Origin of the sequence: Streptomyces sp. NPDC052020 (assembly GCF_040680575.1) — a bacterium.
Classification (GTDB): Bacteria; Actinomycetota; Actinomycetes; order Streptomycetales; family Streptomycetaceae; genus Streptomyces.
Map to the genome: position 1 here is coordinate 271,740 of NZ_JBFAWY010000004.1, position 22,431 is coordinate 294,170.

A 22,431-nucleotide genomic window follows, 5' to 3' on the forward strand; every position below is an offset into this window, starting at 1 on the left:
GTGCGGGACGCGTCGCGGGTCGGGACCCCCGTCCGGTCGCCGGTAACTCCCCGGGGACCTACGCCTGCCGGGGCAGGGGCCGGATCACCGCGAACCGGGCACCGCAGGGATCGGCGAGCCGGGCGACGCGGCCGACGTCCGGGATGTCCGTGGCCGGCAAGCGCACCGTGCCGCCCAGCTCCTGCGCCCGGGAGACCGCGGCGTCCACGTCGGCCACCGCGATGTACGGCAGCCAGTACGGCTCCGTCTCGGACGGATCGTCGGCCAGCGGCACGACACCGCCGAACATGGCGTCCTCTCCCCGGCCGGCGGGGTTCATACAGGTGTACGTACCGCCGGGGAAGGACACGGCCGAGGTCTCCAGGCCGAGCACGGCCCGGTAGTACGCGGCCGCGGCGGCCACATCCGGCGTGTACAGCTCCACCCAGCACAGCGAGCCGGTCTCCCCGGCCACCTCCAGGCCCGCCAGCGACCCGGGCTGCCAGATGCCGAACGGCACGCCCGCCTGGTCGGCCAGGATCGCCATGCGGCCCTTGCCCATGACGTCCATCGGCCGCATGCGCACCCCGCCGTGCGCCTGCTCGCAGGCCCGGAGGGTGGCCTCCGCGTCCGGGCTGCGGAAGTACACCGTCCACGACGGCGGGCCCTGCTCCGGGGGAATCCGCATGCCGCCGGCCGCCGTCCTGCCGTCCAGCTGGAAGAAGCCGTAACCGCCCGCCTCCGGCCCCGCCGACCGGAAGCGCCAGCCGAAGAGAGCGCCGTAGAACGAGGAGGCGCCGCCGATGTCGGACGTGCCGACGTCGATCCAGTTCGGGGCGCCGTCGACGAAACGGGTGGTGAGCATCATCGCCCTCCTCGGAAGGGTCCCGTTTGCCTGCTCTGCCGAGTCTCGCACCGCTCACCGGCACCCGCCGCCGGAGCGGACCGGCCGCCCCGCCCCCGCGCGCCGCCGTGCGCACCGGCGCCTCACCGGGGACCATCGAGACGGCCGCAGGCCCCGGTCCGCCCGTTGATCCCGCGTTGATCGGACGTTTTTCGCCGCCGGGCACGATCCTGTCCATGCACCTGGAAACGATCACGTCGCCGCCCGAGACCGACTGGCAGCAGGAGGCGTTGTGCGCGCAGACCGGCGGACAGTTCTTCTTCCCCGAGCCCGGCAGCTCCGTACGCGAGGCGAAGCGCATCTGCGGTCTGTGCCCGATCCGCTCGGCCTGCCTGGAGTACGCGCTCAGCAACGACGAGCGCTTCGGCGTGTGGGGCGGTCTGTCGGAGAAGGAACGGCTGGAACTGCGGCGCACCGCCCACTGACCGGGCCGCCCGGCCCGCGCGAGCGGCCCCCCGCACCGGTGAACGGGCGGGGGCCGGCCGCTCCACCGGACACCGGGCGCACACGCGAGCGCGCCGAGCGCGCCCGGCGGCCGGCCGCGGCGCCTCCGGTGTCCGACGAGCCGGTGCGCCGCGGGCCGTACGGACGTCAGGCCGCGCGCCGCGCCGCCACCCGGTCGCGGCGTACGGGACGCGGCCCCGCAGGGGGCGGCGGCCGTGTCCCGGCCGCGGGCCGTCAGCCGCCCGCGCGGGCGGCCAGCCGCGCCTTGCGCGCCGCCAGCTTCTCGTCGAACTTGGCGGCCTGCGCGTCGAGCCCGCCCAAGAACAGGCCCAGTTCCTCCTGGGCCCGCAGCCCGTCGGAGCCGAGGCCGTCGATCTCCATGACCTTCAGGTGGCGCAGCACGGGCTGGAGCACGTCGTCGTGGTGGATGCGCAGGTTGTACACCTCGCCGATCGCCATCTGGGCCGCGGCCCGCTCGAAGCCGGGGATGCCGTGCCCGGGCATCCGGAAGTTGACGACCACGTCGCGCACGGCCTGCATCGTCAGGTCGGGCGCCAGCTCGAAGGCCGCCTTGAGCAGGTTCCGGTAGAAGACCATGTGCAGGTTCTCGTCGGTCGCGATACGGGCCAGCATGCGGTCGCAGACCGGGTCGCCGGACTGGTGGCCGGTGTTGCGGTGCGAGATGCGGGTGGCGAGCTCCTGGAAGGCGACGTAGGCCACCGAGTGCAGCATCGAGTGCCGGTTGTCCGACTCGAAGCCCTCGCTCATGTGGGCCATGCGGAACTGCTCCAGCTTGTCCGGGTCGACGGCGCGCGAGGTGAGCAGGTAGTCCCGCATCACGATGCCGTGCCGGCCCTCCTCGGCCGTCCAGCGGTGCACCCAGGTGCCCCAGGCTCCGTCCCGGCCGAACAGCGAGGCGATCTCGTGGTGGTAGCTGGGGAGGTTGTCCTCCGTCAGAAGGTTGACCACCAGGGCGATCCGGCCCACCTCGGTGACCTTGGACTGCTCCTTGTCCCAGGACTCGCCGTCCTCGAAGAAGCCGGGGAAGTTGCGGCCGTCGCTCCACGGCACGTACTCGTGGGGCATCCAGTCCTTGGCGACCTTCAGGTGCCGGTTCAGTTCCTTCTCGACCACTTCCTCCAAGGCGTACAACAGCCGGGCGTCGGTCCATACGGAGGGGCTGCCGAGCTGGGGGGAAGTGATCGTCATGGGTACTCCAGGGGGACGTACGGCAATGCGGAAGTGCGACCGGCGAGCGGTGCCGGAACCTACGGAATCGTAGGCTACGTATCCGTAGGTTACGAGTCCGTAGGTTAAACGCGCCGTAAAGGAGCCTGTTCAGCCGGGCCGGGGGCGGTGACGGCGTGTCGGCGGCCCGGTGTTCCCGTGGTTCCCGGCGCACGGAAAAGCCCCGGGAACCGCTGGGGTCCCGGGGCCGGCCGGCCGGTGTGCCACCGTCAGGAGTACAGCTCCCGCAGGCGCACCGAGAGGCAGGTCACACAGCCCTCGAGCTTCTCGAACTCGCTGATGTCGACCACGACCGGCTCATGGCCGAGGCCGGAGAGGAGCTCCGCCGTCCGCGGCGCGCTCGCCGCCATCAGCAGCTTGCTCCCGCCGAGCAGCACGACGTGCGCCCCGGACTCCTCCGGCACCGGCAGGAAACGGCCGAACAGCGACGGCGTGTCCATCTTCGGGATGTGCCCGACGACCGTCCCGTCGGGCAGCGCCGTGACCGCCGACTTCAGGTGCAGCACCTTGCTCACCGGCACGGCGACCACCCGCGCGCCCAGCGGTTCGAACGCCGCCCGCACCTGCTGCACACCGGCCGCGTTGGTCCGCCCGCCGCGGCCGACGTAGATGGTGTCGCCGACCTTCAGCACGTCGCCGCCGTCCAGGGTGCCCGGCTCCCAGATCCAGTTGACCGAGCAGCCCAGCCGGGCCACGGCCTCCTCCACGCCGATCGTCTCCGCCCGCCGGGACTCCGCGCCGGGCCGGGTGATCAGCGCGACGTTCTTGTACATGACCACGGTGTCCTCGACGAACACCGAGTCGGGGCAGTCGTCGGCGGGGTCCACCTCGATCGTCTCCCAGCCGTGGGCGTGCAGGGCCCCGACGTACGCCTCCCACTGCTCGACGGCGAGATCGACGTCCACCTTCTCCCGCGCGACATGGGTCACCAGCCCCTCGGCGAGGCGCGGGCTGGGGCGGCGGACGAGGGCCTTCTTGCTGGGCACTGGGGTCTCCGTATCGGCGATGTCTCTGCGGCACCATGATGCGGCGCCGGTCCGTCATGATGCAGGGCGGGTCCCCGGCGGCGAAATCCGCGGCCCGCGGCCGTACGGCGGCCCCCGAACCGGCTCCCCGCGCGGCGCTTTCGGGGCCAGGGCCTTCCGTCCGGATCAGGACGGACCCGCGAGCCCGGCATGATCCACACGGGAGTGTGACGACAGGCCCTAAGCGGGATACCCGACGGCTTCCGGCGTGATTTCCCTCAGTTCTACCTCCTCCAGCAGCAGCCAGCGGGTGATGCCGGCCGACTCCAGGAACGGCAGGTCGTGGCTGGCCACGATCAGCGCCCCCTCGTACGACTCCAGGGCCGTGGTGAGCTGGCGGACGCTCGCCATGTCCAGGTTGTTGGTCGGCTCGTCCAGCATCAGCAGCTGCGGCGCGGGCTCGGCCAGCATCAGCGCGGCCAGCGCGGCGCGGAAGCGTTCGCCGCCGGACAGCGTCGCCGCCTTCTGGTCGGCGCGGGCACCCCGGAACAGGAAGCGCGCCAGGCGCGCCCGGACCCGGTTGTGGGTGGCGCCCGGAGCGAACCGGGCCACGTTCTCCGCGACGCTGAGCGTGTCGTCGAGCACGTCCAGACGCTGCGGCAGGAACCGCAGCGGCACATGGGCCGTCGCCTCGCCCGCCACCGGCCGCAGCTCCCCGGCGATCGTGCGCAGCAGCGTGGTCTTGCCCGCGCCGTTGCGCCCGATCAGCGCGATCCGCTCCGGGCCGTGCAGATCGAATCCGCCCTTCACCCGGGCGCCGTAGGCCAGCTCCAGATCGCGCAGGGTGAGCACGGACCGTCCCGGCGGTACGGAGGTGTACGGCAGGTCGACGCGGATCTCGTCGTCGTCCCGTACGGCCTCCGCCGCCTCGTCGAGCCGTTCCCGGGCCTCGGCCAGCTTCTCCTCGTGCATGATCCGGTGCTTGCCCGCGGACTCCTGCGCCGCGCGCTTGCGCGCCCCCATGACGATCTTCGGCTCGCGCTTCTGGTCCCACATCTTCTGGCCGTACCGCTTGCGGCGGGCCAGCTTGACCTGGGCGTCGGTCAGTTCGCGCTTCTGCTTGCGCAGGTCGGCCTCGGCGACCCGCACCATCCGCTCGGCGGCCTCCTGCTCGACGGCGAGGGCCCGTTCGTAGGCCGAGTAGTTGCCGCCGTACCAGGTGACCTCCCCGGAGCGCAGGTCGGCGATCTGGTCGACGAGCTCCAGCAGTTCCCGGTCGTGGCTGACGACGACCAGCACGCCCGGCCAGGACGCGACGGCCGCGTACAGCCGCCGCCGCGCGTACAGGTCGAGGTTGTTGGTCGGCTCGTCGAGCAGTAGCACGTCCGGGCGGGCGAGCAGCAGCGCCGCCAGCCGGAGCAGCACGGACTCGCCGCCGGACACCTCGCCGATGGTGCGGTCCAGCGTGACGTGGCCGAGGCCCAGCTCGCCGAGGGTGGCCAGGGCGCGCTCCTCCACGTCCCAGTCGTCACCGACGGTCTCGAAGTGCTCCTCGGACACCTCCCCCGCCTCGATGGCGTGCAGCGCCGCCCGCCGCGCGGCGATGCCGAGCACCTCGTCGACCCGCAGGGCGGTGTCCAGGGTGACGTTCTGGGGGAGCCGGCCGATCTCGCCGGCCACCCGGACGGTGCCGTCGGACGGGGTGAGTTCTTCGGCGATCAGTTTCAGCAGGGTGGACTTTCCCGACCCGTTGACGCCGACGAGTCCGGTCCGGCCGGGACCGAAGGCGACGTCGAGCCCGTCGAAGACGGGGGTGCCGTCGGGCCAGGCGAACGAGAGGGACGTACAGCTGATGGACGTAGACATGCGGGCCTCCGCGGGTGCGCGATGCGGTCAGGGCGAACGCGTATCGAGACACCGCAAGGCGGCGACCGCCGCGGGAGAACCGCGGGGGAGAGGCGAAGCTCCGGGCAGCCCCGGGCATGAGAAAAGCCCTGCTCGTCGGGGACGGCTCGAACGCCGAGGTCGCACGCGGCGCACACACCTCATCGGTGTGACGCGGTGTCTCAGGACCTCAGACGAGCAACGTCCTTCTCCAATCGACGGCAACAGGACCGTTCACCACGGTACGAACGGCCGGAGAGGGCTGTCAACGTGAATTCTCCGGCGGCCGCCGCACCGGCCGCCCGGGCCCGCGGGTCAGTGGCTGCCCCGCATCAGCTCCTCCAGGTCGCGGTCCAGGTCCAGCTGAAGGTACTCAAGGCCCACGGGGACCAGCTCGTTGGTGGCGGCGAGGAAGCGGCGCAGCTCCCCGGAGCGGACGTGCACCACGGCGGTGCCCTCGGGGGCGTGGAACTCCAGGACGGTGCGGTCGTACCCGTAGGGCCGCACCCGTACGTCGCCGTGCCCCTCGGGCTGCTCCATCCCCGCGGTGAGGAGCTCGCGGGAGAAGGTCCAGCAGACGTCCACGCCCTCCAGGGTGGCCGGGGCCGGGAAGGTCATGTGGACGGCGAACGGATCGCGCCGGTCGTAGTGCAGCGTGGCGGGGATGTTCGGCATCCGCGGCGCGGCGGCGACGAGGCGGGCCTCTACGGGCTGCTCGATGACGGTGGACAACGCCTGCTCCCTCGTGTCGGCTGGACGGGCTTTCGGGCGGGGCGGTGAGGCCGGGCACGGGAAAAGACGACGGAACGAGCCGATCCGTGCACACCCCGCACGAGTGACCTCTGTCACCGCCGCCATGCACGGGAACCGCGCCGCCCTCCGGGGGGTGCCGCACGCCCGGCGGCAGCCCGACTGATGTGCCGTGTTGTGTCCGCGACGGGGGTACCCGTTCGCTGAGCGTGAGAGGAAGTGAACGGACATGCCACGTGGTTCGGGCTCCAAGCGGGAGCGGCAGTACGAGCACATCAAGGACAGCGCGCGGGAGCGCGGCGCGAGCACCGGACGGGCCAAGGAGATGGCCGCCCGCACGGTGAACAAGGAACGCGCCCGGTCCGGCGAGACGAAGGGCTCCGGAGGCGGCTCGGCCAAGAGCACCTCGTCCGGCGGCGGCCGGCGGCCGGGCCAGGGCTCCGGGGAGGCCACATACGACCAGCTGTACCAGGAGGCCAAGCGCCGTGACATCCAGGGCCGTTCGCACATGAACAAGAGCGAGCTGCAACGCGCCCTGGGCGGCAAGTGAGCCGTACGGCTCCGCGGGGTGCCTCCCGGCGCCGTCGTCGTGGCGGTGAAACGCGGCGACGCGGTGCCGGCGCACACCGCCGGTGGCGAACGGACCGCCCGTGTCGGTCTCCCCGGTCCGCGCCCGGTCCGCCGCCCCCGCGGTGATCACCCCGCCGTCGCGGGGCCTTCCGCCCGGACGCCGGGTGGCGTCCCCCGGCGGTACCGCTTCGCGGGTGGGGCGGACCGGCTCGACGGTGACCGCGAACCGGCCCCCGGCGGTCCGCGGGCCCCGGGGGGCCCGTACGCTCGGCCCCACCATGACGACCGTACCCATTCCGGAGGACTGGCCCGCGACCACGGAGCAGGCCCGCGCCGTCCAGGACCGGCTGCGCGGGCGGGTGGTGCTCGACGAGCCCGGCCCGCCACCGGGGACCGGCCGGGTGACCGGGGTCGACGTGGCCTACGACGACGAGCGGGACCTCGTCGCCGCCGCGGCCGTCGTCCTGGACGCCGCGACCCTGGCCGTCGTCGCCGAGGCCACCGCCGTCGGCCCGGTCTCCTTCCCCTACGTCCCCGGCCTGCTCGCCTTCCGGGAGCTGCCGGCCGTCCTCGCCGCCCTGGACGCCCTGCCCTGCCCGCCCGGACTCATCGTCTGCGACGGCTACGGCCTCGCCCATCCGCGCCGCTTCGGCCTCGCCAGCCATCTCGGCGTGCTCACGGGGCTGCCCACGATCGGCGTGGCCAAGAACCCGTTCACCTTCGCCTACGACGAGCCGGCCGCGCCGCGCGGCAGTACCTCCCCGCTGCTGGCGGGAACCGACGAGGTGGGCCGCGCGCTGCGCACCCGGGACGGAGTCAAGCCGGTCTTCGTCTCCGTCGGCCACCGCGTCGGCCTCGGCAACGCCTGCGCGCACACCCTCGCCCTGGCCCCCGCCTACCGTCTGCCGGAGACGACGCGCCGGGCGGACGCCCTGTGCCGCGCGGCGCTGCGCGCGGCGTCCGGGCCCGCCTGACCCGCGCGGGCGCGTCCGGGCGGGCCCGGGGTCACCCGGCGGGTCCTTCGATCCGCCAGCCGCCGACCTCCCGGTAGGCCGAGTCGTACACGGCCGAGCCGTCGCCGGGCCCCAGGGCGCAGTGGCGCAGATTGCCGCCCCAGTACCGCAGGATCCGGCCGAGCTCGCCCGCCGGGTCCTCGGCCAACGCGCCGTCGTCCATGGTCACCTCGAGAACGAATTTCATACCTTCGAGTGTTTCATTGAACTCCTTCTTGGCAGTTCGGCGCGGGTGCGGGCTGGTGGCGGGCGGAGCGGCTCCCCGAAGTCCCAAATCCGGGGGAGGGCGGGCGGCCGCTGGGGCGGACCGGTCGCGTACGCCGGCGGGCCGGGCGGCCGGGCACGTCCGCCGAAGGGCGGCCGATTACCTCCTCTGAGTACCTGTACGGATGCGGCGCCGCCGCCCGGACCGGCAGGCTCGGCGGTATGACGACGCACCGCACCCCGAAGACCGCGGCCCGCCCCGGCCGGCCCACCGAGCGTGCCGTGACGGCCGGGCTGGTCCTCGGCGTGACGGCGGGCCTCGCCTGGGTCGGGGGAATGATCTACACCGTCGCGGGGTGGTGGCTGTAGAGCGGCGGCCCGCCGGCGCGGTGCTGTGGCGCCCGCCCGGTCCGGGGCCGGGCGGACACCCCGGGCGCCCGCGGGGCGGCGGCTCAGGCGGCCGTCGCCGACCGGAAGCGGATCCCCGCCGCCCGCAGCCGTCCGATCAGCGCGTCGCCCATCGCGACGGCCGGGGTGACCTGGCCCGCCGTCGGCGGCAGGTCGTCGAGGGCCAGGGACAGCGCCGCCTCGGCGAACATCTTCGCCGTCTCGTCGTAGCCGGGGTCGCCGCCCGCGACCTCCGTGAGCACGCGCCGCCCGCCGCCCTCGCCGACGAAGCGGACCGAGAACCGGCTCCGTGCCCGCCGCTGCGGCCCGGGCCCGTCGCCGGGCCTGATCCGGCCCGACAGCCAGCGCCGGGCCGGCGGCACTTGCGCCGCCGCCACCAGCGCGCCGACCGCCGCCACCGCGCCCACCGCGACGGGCAGGTGCCGTACGGCCGCGTAGTGGCGGTAGCGGAAGTCGGGGCCGTAGCGGGGCAGCGCCCGCGCGGAGCACCGCACGATCCGCGGGTCGACGGTCGGCAGCGGCAGCGCCCACGCGCCGACCTCCGGGGCGAACCGCGGCGCCCCCGCCGCCGCCACCACGCGGCGCCCCACCAGCCGCGGCTCGTGCCGCCGGCGGTCCCGCGCGGCGGCCACCACCTGGCGCCCGCGCGCGAACTGCCCCAGCGCGGAGGCGAACGTCCCGCCCGAGAAGGCGGCGTGCGCGGTGACGAACCCGTCCACGGTCAGCGGCACGCTCTCGGGCAGCTGCCGCACCGTGAGGTACACGCCCAGGTCGTGCGGGACCGAGTCGAAGCCGCAGGCGTGCACCAGCCGCGCACCGGTCTCCCGCGCGCGTGCGTCATGGCGGACGTACATCAGGTCCACGAACTCGGGCTCGCCCGTGAGATCGAGATAGTCCGTGCCGCTGTCGGCGCAGGCGGCGACGACCTGCTCCCCGTACGCCGCGTACGGTCCCACCGCCGTGGCCAGCACGCGCGCGTGGCGGGCGAGTTCCCGCAGCGAGGCGGGGTCGGTGACGTCCGCCCGCAGCACGCCCGCCCGCACGCCGCCCGGCCGCCGGGCGGACAGCCCGTCCCGCAGCCGCCGCAGCCTGTCCTCATGGCGTCCCGCGATCGCCCAGCGCAGTCCCTCGGGCGCGTGGGCGGCGAGGTACTCCGCGGTGAGCTCGCCGACGAATCCGGTCGCCCCGAAGAGCACGATGTCGTACGGACGGTCCGTCCTGTCCAGCCTGCTCATGACACCCACTGGCCTCTCTGTCGCCGCCGGTCCGCACCCACGCGCCGTTGTCGGTGGCCGAGGCTAGCGTGAGGGATGCGCAAGGTGCGATGACGAGCCCGGAGGCGGAGCGGGCGGCCGTGGCCGCGGGGCGGAGCCGGACGCGCGGCGGACCGCCCGGGGCGCCACCGCCGGACGGAAGAGGCTAAGCGCTTGCTTGCCCAGGCCCTTGTGCCGGGTGGAGCGCGTTCCTAGCATCACTGGTGTTACATCGGTTGTGTCACGGAGCTGGGGGCTCGATGACGAAGGCGGACGAGCCGGGCGGCGGCCCGCTCACCGGCGTGCGGGTGGTCGAGCTGGCCGGCATCGGGCCCGGCCCCTTCGCCGCCATGCTCCTCGCCGACCTCGGCGCCGACGTGGTGCGCGTCGACCGCCCGGGCGGCCCCGGACTGGGGATCGACCCCGCCCGCGACGTCACCAACCGCAACAAGCGCTCGGTGGTGATCGACCTCAAGTCCCCGGACGGCCCCGGCCGCGTCCTCGACCTCGCCGCCCGCGCCGACCTCCTGATCGAGGGCTACCGCCCCGGTGTGGCCGAGCGCCTGGGCGTCGGCCCCGGACCCTGCCACGCCCGCAACCCCCGCCTGGTCTACGGCCGTATGACCGGCTGGGGCCAGCAGGGGCCGCTCGCCCCCCGCGCGGGGCACGACATCTCCTATCTCGCCCTCACCGGCACGCTCGGCATGATCGGCGCGCCGGACCGGCCCCCCGCCGTACCGGCCAACCTCCTCGGCGACTACGCGGGCGGCTCGCTCTACCTCGTCGTCGGCCTGCTCGCCGCCCTGCACCACGCGCGTGCGAGCGGCACCGGCCAGGTCGTGGACGCCGCCATCGTCGACGGCGCCAGCCACCTCGCCGCGATGATCCACGGCATGCTCGCCGCCGGCGGCTGGCAGGACCGCCGCGGCGCCAACCTCCTCGACGGCGGCTGCCCGTTCTACGGCGCCTACGAGACGGCCGACGGCCGGTACATGGCGGTCGGCGCGCTGGAGCGGCGGTTCTACGACGAGTTCCTGGACCTCCTCGGCATTGCGGACCAGGCCCCGGCCCGCGACGACCCGGCCCGCTGGGAGGAGCTGCGCGAGGCGATCGCCGCCCGCTTCAGGACCCGCACCAGGGACGAGTGGACGGCCGTCTTCGAAGGCTCCGACGCCTGCGTGGCGCCCGTCCTGTCACTGCGCGAGGCCCCGCACCATCCGCACCTCGCCGCCCGCTCCACCTTCACCGAGCACGGCGGCCTCACCCAGCCCGCCCCCGCGCCCCGCTTCTCCGCGACCGCCACCGCCGTCCGCACCGGCCCCGCCCTGCCGGGCGCCGACACCGAATCCGTCGCCCGCGACTGGGACGTCCCCCGGCTCCTGACCCCGTGACCGCGGCCCCCGCCGCGCCCGACCCCGCGCCGGACCCGCCCGAAAACCCCCAGTGAAAGGCCAGCCAGTGACCACCGAAGCGTATGTGTACGACGCGATCCGCACCCCGCGCGGACGCGGCAAGGCCGGCGGTGCCCTGCACGGCACCAAGCCCGTCGACCTGGTCGTCGGACTCATCCACGAGCTCCGCGCCCGCTTCCCGGGCCTGGACCCGGCCGCCATCGACGACATCGTGCTCGGCGTGGTCGGCCCGGTCGGCGACCAGGGCTCCGACATCGCCCGCATCGCCGCCATCGCCGCCGGGCTCCCGGACACCGTGGCCGGGGTGCAGGAGAACCGCTTCTGTGCCTCCGGTCTGGAGGCCGTCAACCTGGCCGCCGCCAAGGTGCGCTCGGGCTGGGAGGACATGGTCCTCGCGGGCGGTGTCGAGTCGATGTCGCGGGTGCCGATGGCCTCCGACGGCGGCGCCTGGTTCAACGACCCGATGACCAACCTCGCCACCAACTTCGTGCCCCAGGGCATCGGCGCCGACCTGATCGCCACCCTGGAGGGCTTCTCCAGGCGGGACGTCGACGAGTACGCCGCCCTGTCCCAGGAGCGGGCGGCCACGGCCTGGAAGGAGGGCCGCTTCGCGCGGTCCGTGGTGCCGGTCAGGGACCGCAACGGCCTGGTCGTCCTCGACCGCGACGAGCACATGCGCCCCGGCACCACCGCCGACTCCCTCGCGGGACTCAAGCCGTCCTTCGCCGACATCGGCGAACTGGGCGGCTTCGACGCCGTCGCCCTGCAGAAGTACCACTGGATCGAGAGGATCGACCACGTCCACCACGCGGGCAACTCCTCCGGCATCGTCGACGGCGCGTCCCTGGTCGCCATCGGCTCCAAGGAGACCGGCGACCGGTACGGGCTCACCCCCCGCGCGCGGATCGTCTCCGCCGCCGTGTCAGGCTCCGAGCCCACCATCATGCTCACCGGCCCCGCCCCCGCCACCCGCAAGGCGCTCGCCAAGGCCGGGCTGACCATCGACGACATCGACCTCGTCGAGATCAACGAGGCGTTCGCCGCGGTCGTCCTGCGCTTCGTCAAGGACATGGGGCTGTCCCTGGACAAGGTCAACGTCAACGGCGGCGCCATCGCGCTCGGCCACCCTCTCGGCGCCACCGGCGCGATGATCCTCGGCACGCTCGTCGACGAACTGGAGCGCCAGGACAAGCGCTACGGCCTGGCGACGCTGTGCGTGGGCGGCGGCATGGGCATCGCCACGATCGTCGAGCGCGTCTGAACTCCCCGCGGAATCACGAGACCTCACTGGAGACCCCCGTCATGACGACCGAGAGCACCACCATCCGCTGGGAACAGGACGACACCGGCGTCGTCACCCTCGTCCTCGACGACCCGAACCAGTCCGCCAACACCATGAACCGGGCGTTCCGGGAATCGCTCGCCGCGATCACCGACCGCCTGGAGGCCGAGCAGGACACCATCCGCGGCGTGATCGTCACCTCCGCCAAGAAGACCTTCTTCGCCGGCGGCGACCTGCGCGACCTGATCCGGGTCACCCCCGAGACCGCGCAGGAGCTGTTCGACGGCGGCATGGCGATCAAGCGAAACCTCCGCCGCATCGAGACCCTCGGCAAACCGGTCGTCGCCGCCCTCAACGGCGCCGCGCTCGGCGGCGGCTACGAGATCGCCCTGGCCTGCCACCACCGCATCGCCCTGGACGCGCCCGGCTCCAAGATCGGCTGCCCCGAGGTCACCCTCGGCCTGCTCCCGGGAGGCGGCGGCGTCGTCCGCACCGTCCGCCTCCTCGGCATCACCGACGCGCTGCTGAAGGTCCTCCTCCAGGGCACCCAGTACAGCCCGCGCCGCGCGCTGGACAACGGCCTCGTCGACGAGGTGGCCGGCACCCGCGAGGAGCTGATCGCCCGGGCCCGCGCCTTCATCGACGCCCACCCCGAGTCCCGGCAGCCCTGGGACCGGCCCGGCTACCGCATCCCCGGCGGCACCCCCGCCCACCCCAAGTTCGCGGCGAACCTGCCCGCCTTCCCGGCCAACCTGCGCAAGCAGACCGGCGGCGCCCCCTACCCGGCGCCGCGCAACATCCTCGCCGCCGCCGTCGAGGGCGCGCAGGTCGACTTCGAGACCGCGCAGGTCATCGAGGCCCGCTACTTCGTCGAGCTGGCGGCCGGGCAGACGTCGAAGAACATGATCCAGGCGTTCTTCTTCGACCTCCAGGCCGTCAACTCCGGCGCCAACCGCCCCCGGGGCGTCCGGCCCCGCCAGGTCCGCAAGGCCGCCGTCCTCGGCGCCGGGATGATGGGCGCCGGCATCGCCTACGCGTGCGCCCGCGCGGGCATCGACGTGGTCCTGAAGGACGTCTCCCCGGAGGCCGCCGCCAGGGGCAAGGGCTACTCGGAGAAGCTCTGCGACAAGGCCGTGGCCACGGGCCGCACCACCCGGGAGAAGGCCGACGCCCTGCTCGCCCGCATCACGCCCACCGCCGAGGCGCGGGACCTCGCGGGCTGCGACGCGGTCATCGAGGCCGTCTTCGAGGACACCGCCCTCAAGCACAAGGTGTTCCAGGAGGTGCAGAACGTCGTCGCGCCCGACGCGCTGCTGTGCTCCAACACCTCCACCCTGCCCATCACCACCCTCGCCGAGGGCGTGGAGCGGCAGGCCGACTTCATCGGGCTGCACTTCTTCTCGCCCGTCGACAAGATGCCGCTCGTCGAGATCATCAAGGGGCGGCGCACCGGGGAGGAGGCGCTCGCCCGCGCCTTCGATCTCGTCCGGCAGATCAACAAGACGCCGATCGTCGTCAACGACTCGCGCGGCTTCTTCACCTCCCGTGTCATCGGCCACTTCATCAACGAGGGCGTGGCGATGGTCGGCGAGGGCATCGAGCCCGCGTCGGTGGAGCAGGCCGCCGCCCAGGCGGGCTACCCGGCCAAGGTGCTGTCCCTGATGGACGAACTCACCCTCACCCTGCCCCGCAAGATCCGGGGCGAGACGAAGCGCGCCGTGGAGGAGGCGGGCGGCACCTGGACCCCGCATCCCGCCGAGGCCGTCATCGACCGCATGGTCGACGAGTTCGGCCGCACCGGCCGCAGCGGCGGCGCCGGCTTCTACGACTACGGCGAGGACGGCAAGCGCGTCGGGCTCTGGCCGGGCCTGCGGGAGCACTTCACCAGGCCCGGCCACCGGATCCCGTTCCGGGACATGCAGGAGCGCATGCTGTTCGCCGAGGCGCTGGACACCGTCCGGCTGCTGGAGGAGGGCGTGCTGACCTCCGTCGCCGACGCCAACATCGGCTCGATCCTCGGCATCGGCTTCCCCGGCTGGACCGGAGGCGTGCTCCAGTACATCAACGGCTACGACGGCGGCGCCGGGACGGCAAGGGGCCTGCCGGGCTTCGCGGCCCGCGCGCGGGAGCTCGCCGAGCGCTACGGCGACCGGTTCGCGCCGCCCGCCCTGCTGGTGGAGAAGGCGGAGAAGGGGGAGATCTTCACGGACGGCCGCTGAGGCCCCCGGCCCCGCGGCCGATCAGCCCCGCGGCCCGTCGCTCCCGGCGTCCCCGCCGAGCCACTCCCGCAGCTCCTCGCGCAGCGAGCGCTGGAAGGTGGTCAGCAGGGCCTGCACGACCAGCGGCTGCATGTGGGCGGACAGGGACTTCACGTCCCGGGTCCCGCGTTCGCCGACCGCCTCCCGCAGCAGCCGCGACAGATCCTGCGCGGCGGCGCGGGAGTGCTCCAGCAGAGCCGTGCGGGCGGCGAGGATCGTGCGGTGGGACAGGGGTACGTCGAGCAGCTCGACACCGAGCCGGAGCAGCCCGGTGTCGACGCGGTAGGCGTCCCCGTCCCGCTCGACGACGCCCATCGCCGCCAGCCGCTCCACCTCCTCGCCGGTCAGCGGCCGGCCCGCCCGCCGCCCGAGCTCCTTCGGGGTGACCGTCTCCACGGCGTCCGGCGCCCAGGAGGCGACGACCGCGCGGTGGATGGCGAGATCCTCGGCGGACAGGCCGGGCGGCAGCCGCCGCAGCCGCCGTTCGATCGCGGCGAGCGTCATGCCCTGGTGCTGGAGCTCCTCTATCAGCGCCAGCCGGGCCAGGTGCTCCCTGCCGTACCGCCCCACCCGGCGCGGACCGAGCGCCGGGGGCGGCAGCAGGCCCTTGGTGCCGTAGAAGCGGACCGTGCGCACGGTGACACCGGCCCGCGCGGCCAGCTCGTCGATCGTGAGGGTCGGCTGCTCGGTGTCGGTCGTCATGTGCAGCAGTATCACTGTCTCACCAGTGCTGTGAAACCTCGGTGCGGCCCCGCGTGACCGCGCGGTGAAGGCGCGGTGGCCGCGGTGGAGACCGGCCGTGGATCATGTGAGAAGTCACGCTCTGTGACATGCGCCACCGCATGTGACCGCGATCGTATGGGAAAGTGCTGCCTTGGTCTGTGCCCCGTTGATGGGTGGTGCGGGCCAGGACACGTACGGACGTCCCGGGCGTACCCCGCCCGGGCGCACCAGAGAGTGGTACCACCCGTGAGCAAGGACGCCGTGGACACGGCACAGGCTGCCGACCACCCCCAGGCAGCCCAGACGCCCGCGGACGCGGGCGACGCCGGCTACAGCAAGGACCTCAAGGCCCGCCACGTCAACATGATCGCCATCGGCGGCGCCATCGGCACCGGCCTCTTCCTGGGCGCCGGTGGCCGTCTGCACAACGCCGGCCCGGCCCTGGCGCTGGCCTACCTCGTCTGCGGCGTCTTCGCGTTCTTCGTCGTACGCGCGCTCGGCGAGCTGGTCCTGTACCGGCCCTCGTCCGGGTCCTTCGTGTCGTACGCGCGCGAGTTCCTCGGCGAGAAGGGCGCGTACGTCGCCGGCTGGATGTACTTCCTGAACTGGTCGACGACCGGTATCGCCGACATCACCGCGATCGCGCTGTACACGCATTACTGGAGCATGTTCACGAGCATCCCGCAGTGGGTGCTCGCCCTGATCGCGCTCGCCGTGGTCCTCGCCGTGAACCTGATCTCGGTGAAGATCTTCGGCGAGATGGAGTTCTGGTTCGCGATCGTCAAGGTGGCCACCCTGGTCGGCTTCATGCTGATCGGCGTCTTCCTGCTGGCCACCCAGCACGAGGTCGGCGGAGAGAAGCCCGGCCTGCACATGATCACGGACCACGGCGGTGTCTTCCCGCACGGCCTGATGCCCGTGGTCCTGGTCATGCAGGGCGTGATCTTCGCGTACGCCGCGCTGGAGCTGGTCGGCGTCGCCGCCGGCGAGACCGCCGAGCCGGAGAAGGTCGTCCCGCGCGCGGTGAACTCGATCATGTGGCGGGTCGGCCTGTTCTACGTCGGCTCCGTCGTCCTGCTGGCGCTGCTGCTGCCCGGCTCGGTCTACTCGGCCGGCGAGAGCCCCTTCGTCACCGTCCTGTCCAAGATCGGCGTCCCCGCCGCCGGCGACGTGATGAACCTCGTCGTCCTGACGGCGGCCATGTCCTCGCTGAACTCCGGCCTGTACTCCACCGGCCGCATCCTGCGCTCCATGGCGATGGCGGGCTCCGCGCCCAAGTTCACCAGCGTGATGAGCCGCAGCCAGGTCCCCTACGGCGGCATCCTGCTGACCTGCGGGATCTGTGTGCTCGGTGTCGGCCTGAACTATCTGGTGCCGAGCCAGGCGTTCGAGATCGTGCTGAACGTCGCCTCCCTGGGCATCATCAGCACCTGGGTGATCATCATGATCTGCCACGCGATCTTCGTCCGCCGCGCCAAGGCCGGTCTGGTCACCCGGCCCCACTTCCGCCTGTGGGGCAGCCCGGTCACGGAGATCGCCACGATCGCGTTCCTGCTGGCCTGCCTCGGCATGATGTGGAACGACCCGGAGGTCGGCCGCAAGACCCTCCTGCTCATCCCGGTGATCGCGGTCATGCTGATCGCCGGCTGGTTCGGTGTCCGCCGCCGCGTCGGCCAGAACGCCGCCGGGGAGCGCACCGAGCTGATGAAGTAGCGCCGCCCCGGCCGGCGCCGGCGGTGGCGGCCCCCGCGGCGGCGTCACCCCGGACACCACGGTGTCCGGGGTGACGCCGCCTTCGCGTAGGCCGGGCGGGCCCGGCGATGCCTCGCGCCTGACGCCCGGCCGTCCGAGGACCCGGCTCCGCGCCCCCGGCGAGGGCGACGGCCGGTGGGGACGGCGGCCGAAGGGGGCCGAAGGGGGCCTGAGCGGGCCGCCCCGCCGCCCGCTCAGCGCTCGTGCGCCTGCCCACGCTCCTGCCCATGGCCGTGCTCGTGCACGCCGTTGGTCGCCGCGATCTTCTTCCAGGACTTCGGCGGCACCGGCGTGCCCGCGGCGGGCGCTATGGACGCCGCCCGTGCCGCGGGCGCGGCCGGCTTCGACGGCTGGTACAGCCAGGTGTCGAAGAGCGCCGCCAGCGGCCGGCCGGAGACCTCCTCGGCGTACCGGCGGAAGTCGGCGACGGTCGCGTTGCCGTGGGCGTACGTCCGGGGCCAGCCCTTGAGGATCGCGAAGAACGCCTCGTCCCCGATTTCGTCGCGCAGCGCTTGCAGGGCCAGGGCGCCCCGGTCGTAGACGGCGATGTCGAACTGGTTCTCCGGCCCCGGGTCCCCGGGCTTGACCGTCCAGAACGGGTCGTCCGCCGGGTGGGAGGCGTAGACGTAATCGGCGAGCTCCTGCGCCGTGCCCTCGCCCTCGTGCTCGGACCACAGCCACTGCGCGTACCGGGCGAAGCCCTCGTTGATCCAGATGTCCTTCCAGCCGGTCACGGACACCAGATCGCCGTACCACTGGTGGGCCAGCTCGTGCACCACCACGGAGGTGTTGGAGCCGTTCGCGAACTGCCGGGGGCTGTAGAACGGCCGGGTCTGCGTCTCCAGCGCGTATCCGGTGTCGGTGTTCGGTACGTACCCGCCCAGCGCGTTGTACGGGTACGGCCCGAAGTAGCCGGTCAGCCAGTCGGCGATCTCCCCGGTCCGCTCGACGCTGGCCCGTGCGGCGCCGGCGTGCGGGCCGAGGTCCTCGCTGTAGGCGTTGACGACCGGGATGCCGCTGTCGGTGGTGGAGGTGGTGAGGTCGAACCGGCCGACGGCCAGCGTGGCGAGATAGGTGGCCTGCGGCTTGTCGGACCGCCAGTTCCACCGCGTCCAGCCCGCCCGGGAGGTGGAGGACTGGAGCGTGCCGTTGGAGATGGCCTGGCTGCCGTCCGGCACCTGCACGGAGACGTCGAAGGTGGCCTTGTCGAGGGGATGGTCGTTGCCGGGGAACCACCACCAGGCCGCCTCCGGCTCGTTGGCCGCGACGCCGCCGTCCGGGGTGCGGTGCCAGCTGGTGAAGCCGTAGGCACGCTGCTCGGACGGCACGCCGCTGTAGCGCACCACCACGGTGACGGGCGCGCCCTTGCGCAGCGGGCTCTTCGGGGTGATCTCCAGTTCGTGCTCGCCGGCGGTCGCGAACGCCGCCCTGGCGCCGTTCACCCGCACCTCGCTCACGTCCAGCAGGAAGTCCAGGTTGAACCGCGACAGGTCCTGGGTGGTCCTGGCCAGGATCGTCGCCGTCCCCTCCAGCCGGTCCGTGGCCGGCTGGTACTTCAGCCGCAGGTCGTAGTGGGAGACGTCGTATCCGCCGTTGCCGTAGGCCGGGTAGTAGGGGTCGCCGATGCCCGGCGCGCCGGGGGAGAAGCTCGCGGCCGACGCCGGGATCGCCGGCAGCAGGGCGGCCATGGCGAGCGCTCCCGGCACGATGATTCTGCGGTGCACGAAAACTCCAAGTCGTAGAGTTAGGACGTCTGTTCGGAGCCTAGTGAGTCCCCGGTGGCTCCGGTATGTCCATGACCACCCCTGTCACACGATCGCCATTCGGCCGCCATGAACCACGGCGCGCGCTCCGCCCGCCCGGCGCCACCGGCCCCGCCACCCCTCCCGTCACCCCCGCTCCACGGTCCCCGTCGCACACCACCGGACCGGCGAGCGGGCCCGAGCACCGTCCGGCGTCCGGATGCCCTCTTCTGTACGGGAGTTGACCGATGTACCGTCCGCGCATGCCGACACGCACGCGCTGCACGATCTGGAGACCGCTCGCGACGGCGGCCACAGCCGCCCTCCTGGCCACGCTCGTCACGCCCGCCGCGGCACAGGCCGCCGCCCCGCGCGCGAGCGAACCCGTGTACTCGTACGGCGACGCCATCCGCGAGGCCGTATGGGTGGACACCGGGCTCGACGGGGACGGCGACGGAAGGACCGACCGGGTCGCCGTCGACATCGTCCGCCCCGCCGAACCCGCCCAGCGGGGCCGGAAGGTCCCCGTCATCATGGACGCCAGCCCGTACTACTCCTGCTGCGGGCGCGGCAACGACGGCCAGAAGAAGACATACGACGCCGACGGCGACGTCGTGCAGATGCCGCTGTTCTACGACAACTACTTCGTGCCCCGCGGCTACGCCTTCGTCGGCGTGGACCTGGCCGGAACCAACCGCTCCGACGGCTGTGTCGACGTCGGCGGCCGCTCCGACATCCAGTCCGCCAAGGCCGTCGTCGACTGGCTCAACGGCCGCGCCGCGGCGTACACCACCCGCACCGGCGCCGAGCGGGCCCGGGCCGGCTGGACCAACGGCCGGACCGGCATGATCGGCAAGAGCTGGGACGGCACCATAGCCAACGGGGTCGCCGCCACCGGCGTCGAGGGCCTGGAGACGATCGTCCCGATCGCCGCCATCTCCTCCTGGTACGACTACTACTTCAGCCAGGGCGCCCCGCTGTACGGTACCGGCCCCGACCGGCTGTCGAACCACGTCAACAGCCCCGACGCCCGCGCCGCCTGCGGCGCGGTGCAGCGCAAGCTCGTCGAGCAGGCGCCGCGCACCGGCGACTGGACCCCGCTGTGGACCGAGCGCGACTACGTGCGCGCCGCGCGCAAGGTCAAGGCGAGCGTCTTCCTGATCCACGGCACGCAGGACCTCAACGTCCGTATGCGGCACGTCGGTCCGTGGTGGGACGCGCTCGCGAAGAACGGCGTCGAGCGCAAGATCTGGCTCTCCCAGACCGGCCACGTCGACCCCTTCGACTTCCGCCGCGCCGAGTGGGTCGACACCCTGCACCGCTGGTTCGACCACGAACTCCTCGGCTACGACAACGGCATCGACCGCGAACCCATGGCCGACATCGAACGCCGCCCGGGCCAGTGGGTCACCTCCGCCGTCTGGCCGCCGCGCGGCACCCGGGACACGACCCTGCGCCCCGGCCGGGGCACGGCGCCCGGCGTCGGCACCCTCGGCCTGCGCGCGGGCCGCGGCACCGAGACCTTCACCGACGACCGGGAGCTGAGCGAGACCGACTGGGCGGCCCGGATCCACACACCGACACCGGACAAGGCCGGGTTCACCACCGGCCCGCTCACCCGCGACCTGCGCCTGTCCGGCTCCTCCACGGTCACCGTGACCGCGACGCCCAGCACGCCGACGGCCCACCTGTCCGCCGTCCTCGTCGACCTGGGCCCCGCCACCATCCGCGACTACGCCGACGCCGGCGAGGGCATCACCACGCTCACCGACCGCACCTGCTGGGGCGCGAGCACACCGGGCGACAGCTCCTGCTTCCGGAAGACGGCGGCCCGGACGGCCGACGTCGACTACACGATCGTCAGCCGCGGCTGGGCCGACCTCGGCAACCACGCCGACGACGGCAAGGGCGTCCCGCTCACCCCGGGCAAGCCGTACACCATCACCCTCGACCTGGCCGCCACCGATCACGTCGTCCCGGCCGGGCACCGGCTGGCGCTCATCGTGGCGGGCACGGACAAGGACCTCATCGACCCCCCGGCCGACACGCCGACCCTCACCCTCGACCTCGCCCGCACCTCGGCCCGCGTCCCGTTCGCCGGCGGACCCGCCGCCTTCGCCCGCGCCACCGCCGGCTCCCCGGCCACCGCGCCGGGGGCCGCCACCCTCGACGGCGTCACCGCGCCGTCCGCCGCCCACCGCGTCCCGGGGGCAGGCCGGTGAACCGCTTCCACGTCCTGATCCTCACCACCGCGGCCCTCGCCGCGTCCCTCGTCACGGCGCCGACCCAGGCCGCCGGCGCCGCCGCGCCCGCCCCGCCCCGCACCGGCTTCGAGCGGTCGGACGGCGCCCGCTGGACCACGCAGCCCGAGGAGCAGCGGCTCCTGGCCGCCGCCGACCGGGCGAGCCACCGGGTCTCCGTGGACCGCGTCGGCACCACCAGGCAGGGCCGGCCGATCCAGCTCGTCACCCTCGGCCGCGCCTCCGCCCCGCACACCGTGCTGCTGGTGTGCAGCCAGCACGGCGACGAGCCCGCGGGCCGCGAGGCATGCCTGTCCACCGTCCGCGACCTGGCGTACGCGACCGACCGGCGCACCCGGCGCTTCCTGGACCGCACCACCGTGCTCGTCGTCCCCACCGCCAACCCCGACGGCCGGGCCGCCGACACCCGAGGCAACGGCGACGGCGTCGACATCAACCGCGACCACCTCGCCCTGAAGACCGCCGAGGCCCGCGCCCTGGCCGCCGTCGTCCGCGACCGGCGCCCCGACGTCATCTACGACCTGCACGAGTACGGCGCCACGCCCCCGTACTACGACAAGGACCTGTTCGACCTGTGGCCGCGCAGCCTCAACACCCGGGACGCCGTCCACGACGAGGCCCGCGTCCTGTCCGGGGCGTACGTGCGCCCCGCCGCGGGGGCGGCCGGCTACTCGACCGGCACCTACGGCATCTGGACCGACCCGGTCACCGGCGACCCCGTCCGGCAGACCGCCGGTGACGGCCAGGAACGCATCCTGCGGAACATGTCCGGCGTCAAACACGCCGTCGGCCTGCTCATCGAGAGCCGCGTCGACGCGCTCACCGACGAGGAGCGGACCGACGAGGCGCTCAACAACCGCCGCCGGGTGCGCTCCCAACTGGCGGCGCTCAAGGGCCTGTTCGCCTACGCCGACGAGCGGCGCGGACGCATCGGGGCGGCCACCGGCGCCGCCCGCACCGCGGGCCTGCGCGACACCGGCCCGGTCTACCTCGGCGGCGCCGACAACGACCCGCCCGAGCCTTCCGAGGTGCTCCCGGACCCGCCCTGCGCCTACCGGCTCGACGCCGCCCAGTACGCGGAGTTCGGCGACGAACTCGCCCTGCACGGCGTCCACGCGCGCCGCGCCGGCGACGGCGCCCTGATACCCCTGCGGCAGTCCGCCCGCGCTCTCGTGCCGCTGCTGCTCGACGAGCGCGCCGCCTACCACCTGACGGCGGGCGAGCCCGTCACCCGCTGCTGAGGCGTCGAGAGCGGCGTCACCCAGGGGAGAAAAGCCGCGTCCAAGGACAGATCCGGCCATGTACGGGCCGAAGGGTGCTGCCTGTGACGCGCATGCTCGACGGACTGGCGCACACCGGCGGCCGGCGTTCATGCCGGC

19 protein-coding genes are annotated in these 22,431 nt (G+C 73.5%); 10 read left to right on the forward strand and 9 right to left on the reverse strand.

What is annotated here, in order from left to right; all coding sequences use genetic code 11:
* Positions 1 to 58 precede the first annotated feature (58 nt).
* On the reverse strand, positions 59 to 844 hold the full coding sequence (locus AB0L74_RS05875) for a VOC family protein (protein ID WP_365646066.1): 786 nt from the start codon (positions 842 to 844) through the stop codon (positions 59 to 61).
* A 215-nt stretch (positions 845 to 1,059) separates the two neighbouring features.
* Here AB0L74_RS05875 and AB0L74_RS05880 point away from each other — a divergent pair, with 215 nt between their 5' ends.
* Positions 1,060 to 1,308 (forward strand): WhiB family transcriptional regulator, encoded by a 249-nt coding sequence (locus tag AB0L74_RS05880; protein WP_365645963.1) that lies wholly within the window; start codon positions 1,060 to 1,062, stop codon positions 1,306 to 1,308.
* 253 nt (positions 1,309 to 1,561) lie between these two features.
* On the opposite strand, the gene AB0L74_RS05885 is transcribed toward AB0L74_RS05880, so the two are convergent.
* From AB0L74_RS05885 to AB0L74_RS05900, 4 genes are all read right to left on the reverse strand, one after another.
* Positions 1,562 to 2,536: an acyl-ACP desaturase gene (locus AB0L74_RS05885; protein WP_365645965.1), complete on the reverse strand. Its 975-nt coding sequence runs from the start codon at positions 2,534 to 2,536 to the stop codon at positions 1,562 to 1,564.
* Between the two features lie 248 nt (positions 2,537 to 2,784).
* The gene (gene ddaH / locus AB0L74_RS05890) at positions 2,785 to 3,561 is read right to left on the reverse strand and encodes a dimethylargininase (protein ID WP_365645967.1); all 777 of its coding nucleotides are present in this window, start codon (positions 3,559 to 3,561) and stop codon (positions 2,785 to 2,787) included.
* A 219-nt stretch (positions 3,562 to 3,780) separates the two neighbouring features.
* Positions 3,781 to 5,406, reverse strand: a complete 1,626-nt coding sequence (locus tag AB0L74_RS05895; RefSeq protein ID WP_365645969.1) for an ABC-F family ATP-binding cassette domain-containing protein — start codon at positions 5,404 to 5,406, stop codon at positions 3,781 to 3,783.
* Between the two features lie 333 nt (positions 5,407 to 5,739).
* Positions 5,740 to 6,156: an SsgA family sporulation/cell division regulator gene (locus AB0L74_RS05900; RefSeq protein ID WP_365645971.1), complete on the reverse strand. Its 417-nt coding sequence runs from the start codon at positions 6,154 to 6,156 to the stop codon at positions 5,740 to 5,742.
* Positions 6,157 to 6,403: 247 nt separating this feature from the next.
* Between AB0L74_RS05900 and AB0L74_RS05905 the strand changes: the two genes are divergently transcribed.
* Together AB0L74_RS05905 and AB0L74_RS05910 are read left to right on the forward strand one after the other, a co-directional pair.
* Positions 6,404 to 6,724 carry a plasmid stabilization protein gene (locus AB0L74_RS05905; protein WP_365645973.1) on the forward strand — a complete coding sequence of 107 codons (321 nt, stop codon included), beginning with the start codon at positions 6,404 to 6,406 and terminating at the stop codon, positions 6,722 to 6,724.
* Positions 6,725 to 7,022: 298 nt separating this feature from the next.
* Positions 7,023 to 7,718: an endonuclease V gene (locus AB0L74_RS05910; protein WP_365645975.1), complete on the forward strand. Its 696-nt coding sequence runs from the start codon at positions 7,023 to 7,025 to the stop codon at positions 7,716 to 7,718.
* 31 nt (positions 7,719 to 7,749) lie between these two features.
* Here the strand turns inward: AB0L74_RS05910 and AB0L74_RS05915 are convergent, their stop codons facing one another.
* Positions 7,750 to 7,944: a hypothetical protein gene (locus AB0L74_RS05915; RefSeq protein ID WP_365645977.1), complete on the reverse strand. Its 195-nt coding sequence runs from the start codon at positions 7,942 to 7,944 to the stop codon at positions 7,750 to 7,752.
* Between the two features lie 239 nt (positions 7,945 to 8,183).
* Here AB0L74_RS05915 and AB0L74_RS05920 point away from each other — a divergent pair, with 239 nt between their 5' ends.
* Positions 8,184 to 8,330, forward strand: coding sequence for a hypothetical protein (locus AB0L74_RS05920; RefSeq protein WP_365645979.1), 147 nt, complete (start codon positions 8,184 to 8,186; stop codon positions 8,328 to 8,330).
* Between the two features lie 83 nt (positions 8,331 to 8,413).
* Here AB0L74_RS05920 and AB0L74_RS05925 read toward each other — a convergent pair whose 3' ends face one another.
* A complete protein-coding gene (locus AB0L74_RS05925) occupies positions 8,414 to 9,604 on the reverse strand; it encodes a saccharopine dehydrogenase NADP-binding domain-containing protein (protein WP_365645981.1) in 1,191 nt (396 codons plus the stop codon).
* A gap of 278 nt (positions 9,605 to 9,882) precedes the next feature.
* Here AB0L74_RS05925 and AB0L74_RS05930 point away from each other — a divergent pair, with 278 nt between their 5' ends.
* The 3 genes from AB0L74_RS05930 to AB0L74_RS05940 all read left to right on the forward strand — a co-directional run bounded on the left by AB0L74_RS05930 (position 9,883) and on the right by AB0L74_RS05940 (position 14,535).
* On the forward strand, positions 9,883 to 11,013 hold the full coding sequence (locus tag AB0L74_RS05930; RefSeq protein ID WP_365645983.1) for a CaiB/BaiF CoA-transferase family protein: 1,131 nt from the start codon (positions 9,883 to 9,885) through the stop codon (positions 11,011 to 11,013).
* Positions 11,014 to 11,080: 67 nt separating this feature from the next.
* Positions 11,081 to 12,295, forward strand: coding sequence for an acetyl-CoA C-acetyltransferase (locus tag AB0L74_RS05935; RefSeq protein ID WP_365645985.1), 1,215 nt, complete (start codon positions 11,081 to 11,083; stop codon positions 12,293 to 12,295).
* Positions 12,296 to 12,336: 41 nt separating this feature from the next.
* Positions 12,337 to 14,535: a 3-hydroxyacyl-CoA dehydrogenase NAD-binding domain-containing protein gene (locus AB0L74_RS05940; RefSeq protein ID WP_365645987.1), complete on the forward strand. Its 2,199-nt coding sequence runs from the start codon at positions 12,337 to 12,339 to the stop codon at positions 14,533 to 14,535.
* Positions 14,536 to 14,556: 21 nt separating this feature from the next.
* Here AB0L74_RS05940 and AB0L74_RS05945 read toward each other — a convergent pair whose 3' ends face one another.
* Positions 14,557 to 15,276, reverse strand: coding sequence for a MerR family transcriptional regulator (locus AB0L74_RS05945; RefSeq protein WP_365645989.1), 720 nt, complete (start codon positions 15,274 to 15,276; stop codon positions 14,557 to 14,559).
* A gap of 267 nt (positions 15,277 to 15,543) precedes the next feature.
* On the opposite strand from AB0L74_RS05945, the gene AB0L74_RS05950 reads away from it, so the two are divergent.
* On the forward strand, positions 15,544 to 17,010 hold the full coding sequence (locus AB0L74_RS05950) for an amino acid permease (protein ID WP_365645991.1): 1,467 nt from the start codon (positions 15,544 to 15,546) through the stop codon (positions 17,008 to 17,010).
* A 233-nt stretch (positions 17,011 to 17,243) separates the two neighbouring features.
* Here AB0L74_RS05950 and AB0L74_RS05955 read toward each other — a convergent pair whose 3' ends face one another.
* Positions 17,244 to 18,773: a M1 family metallopeptidase gene (locus tag AB0L74_RS05955; RefSeq protein WP_365645993.1), complete on the reverse strand. Its 1,530-nt coding sequence runs from the start codon at positions 18,771 to 18,773 to the stop codon at positions 17,244 to 17,246.
* Positions 18,774 to 19,054: 281 nt separating this feature from the next.
* Here AB0L74_RS05955 and AB0L74_RS05960 point away from each other — a divergent pair, with 281 nt between their 5' ends.
* A complete protein-coding gene (locus tag AB0L74_RS05960; protein WP_365645995.1) occupies positions 19,055 to 21,013 on the forward strand; it encodes a Xaa-Pro dipeptidyl-peptidase in 1,959 nt (652 codons plus the stop codon).
* On the forward strand, positions 21,010 to 22,293 hold the full coding sequence (locus AB0L74_RS05965) for a M14 family metallocarboxypeptidase (RefSeq protein WP_365645997.1): 1,284 nt from the start codon (positions 21,010 to 21,012) through the stop codon (positions 22,291 to 22,293). Before AB0L74_RS05960 ends, AB0L74_RS05965 begins: the two co-directional genes overlap by 4 nt.
* The last annotated feature ends 138 nt before the right edge of the window (positions 22,294 to 22,431 follow it).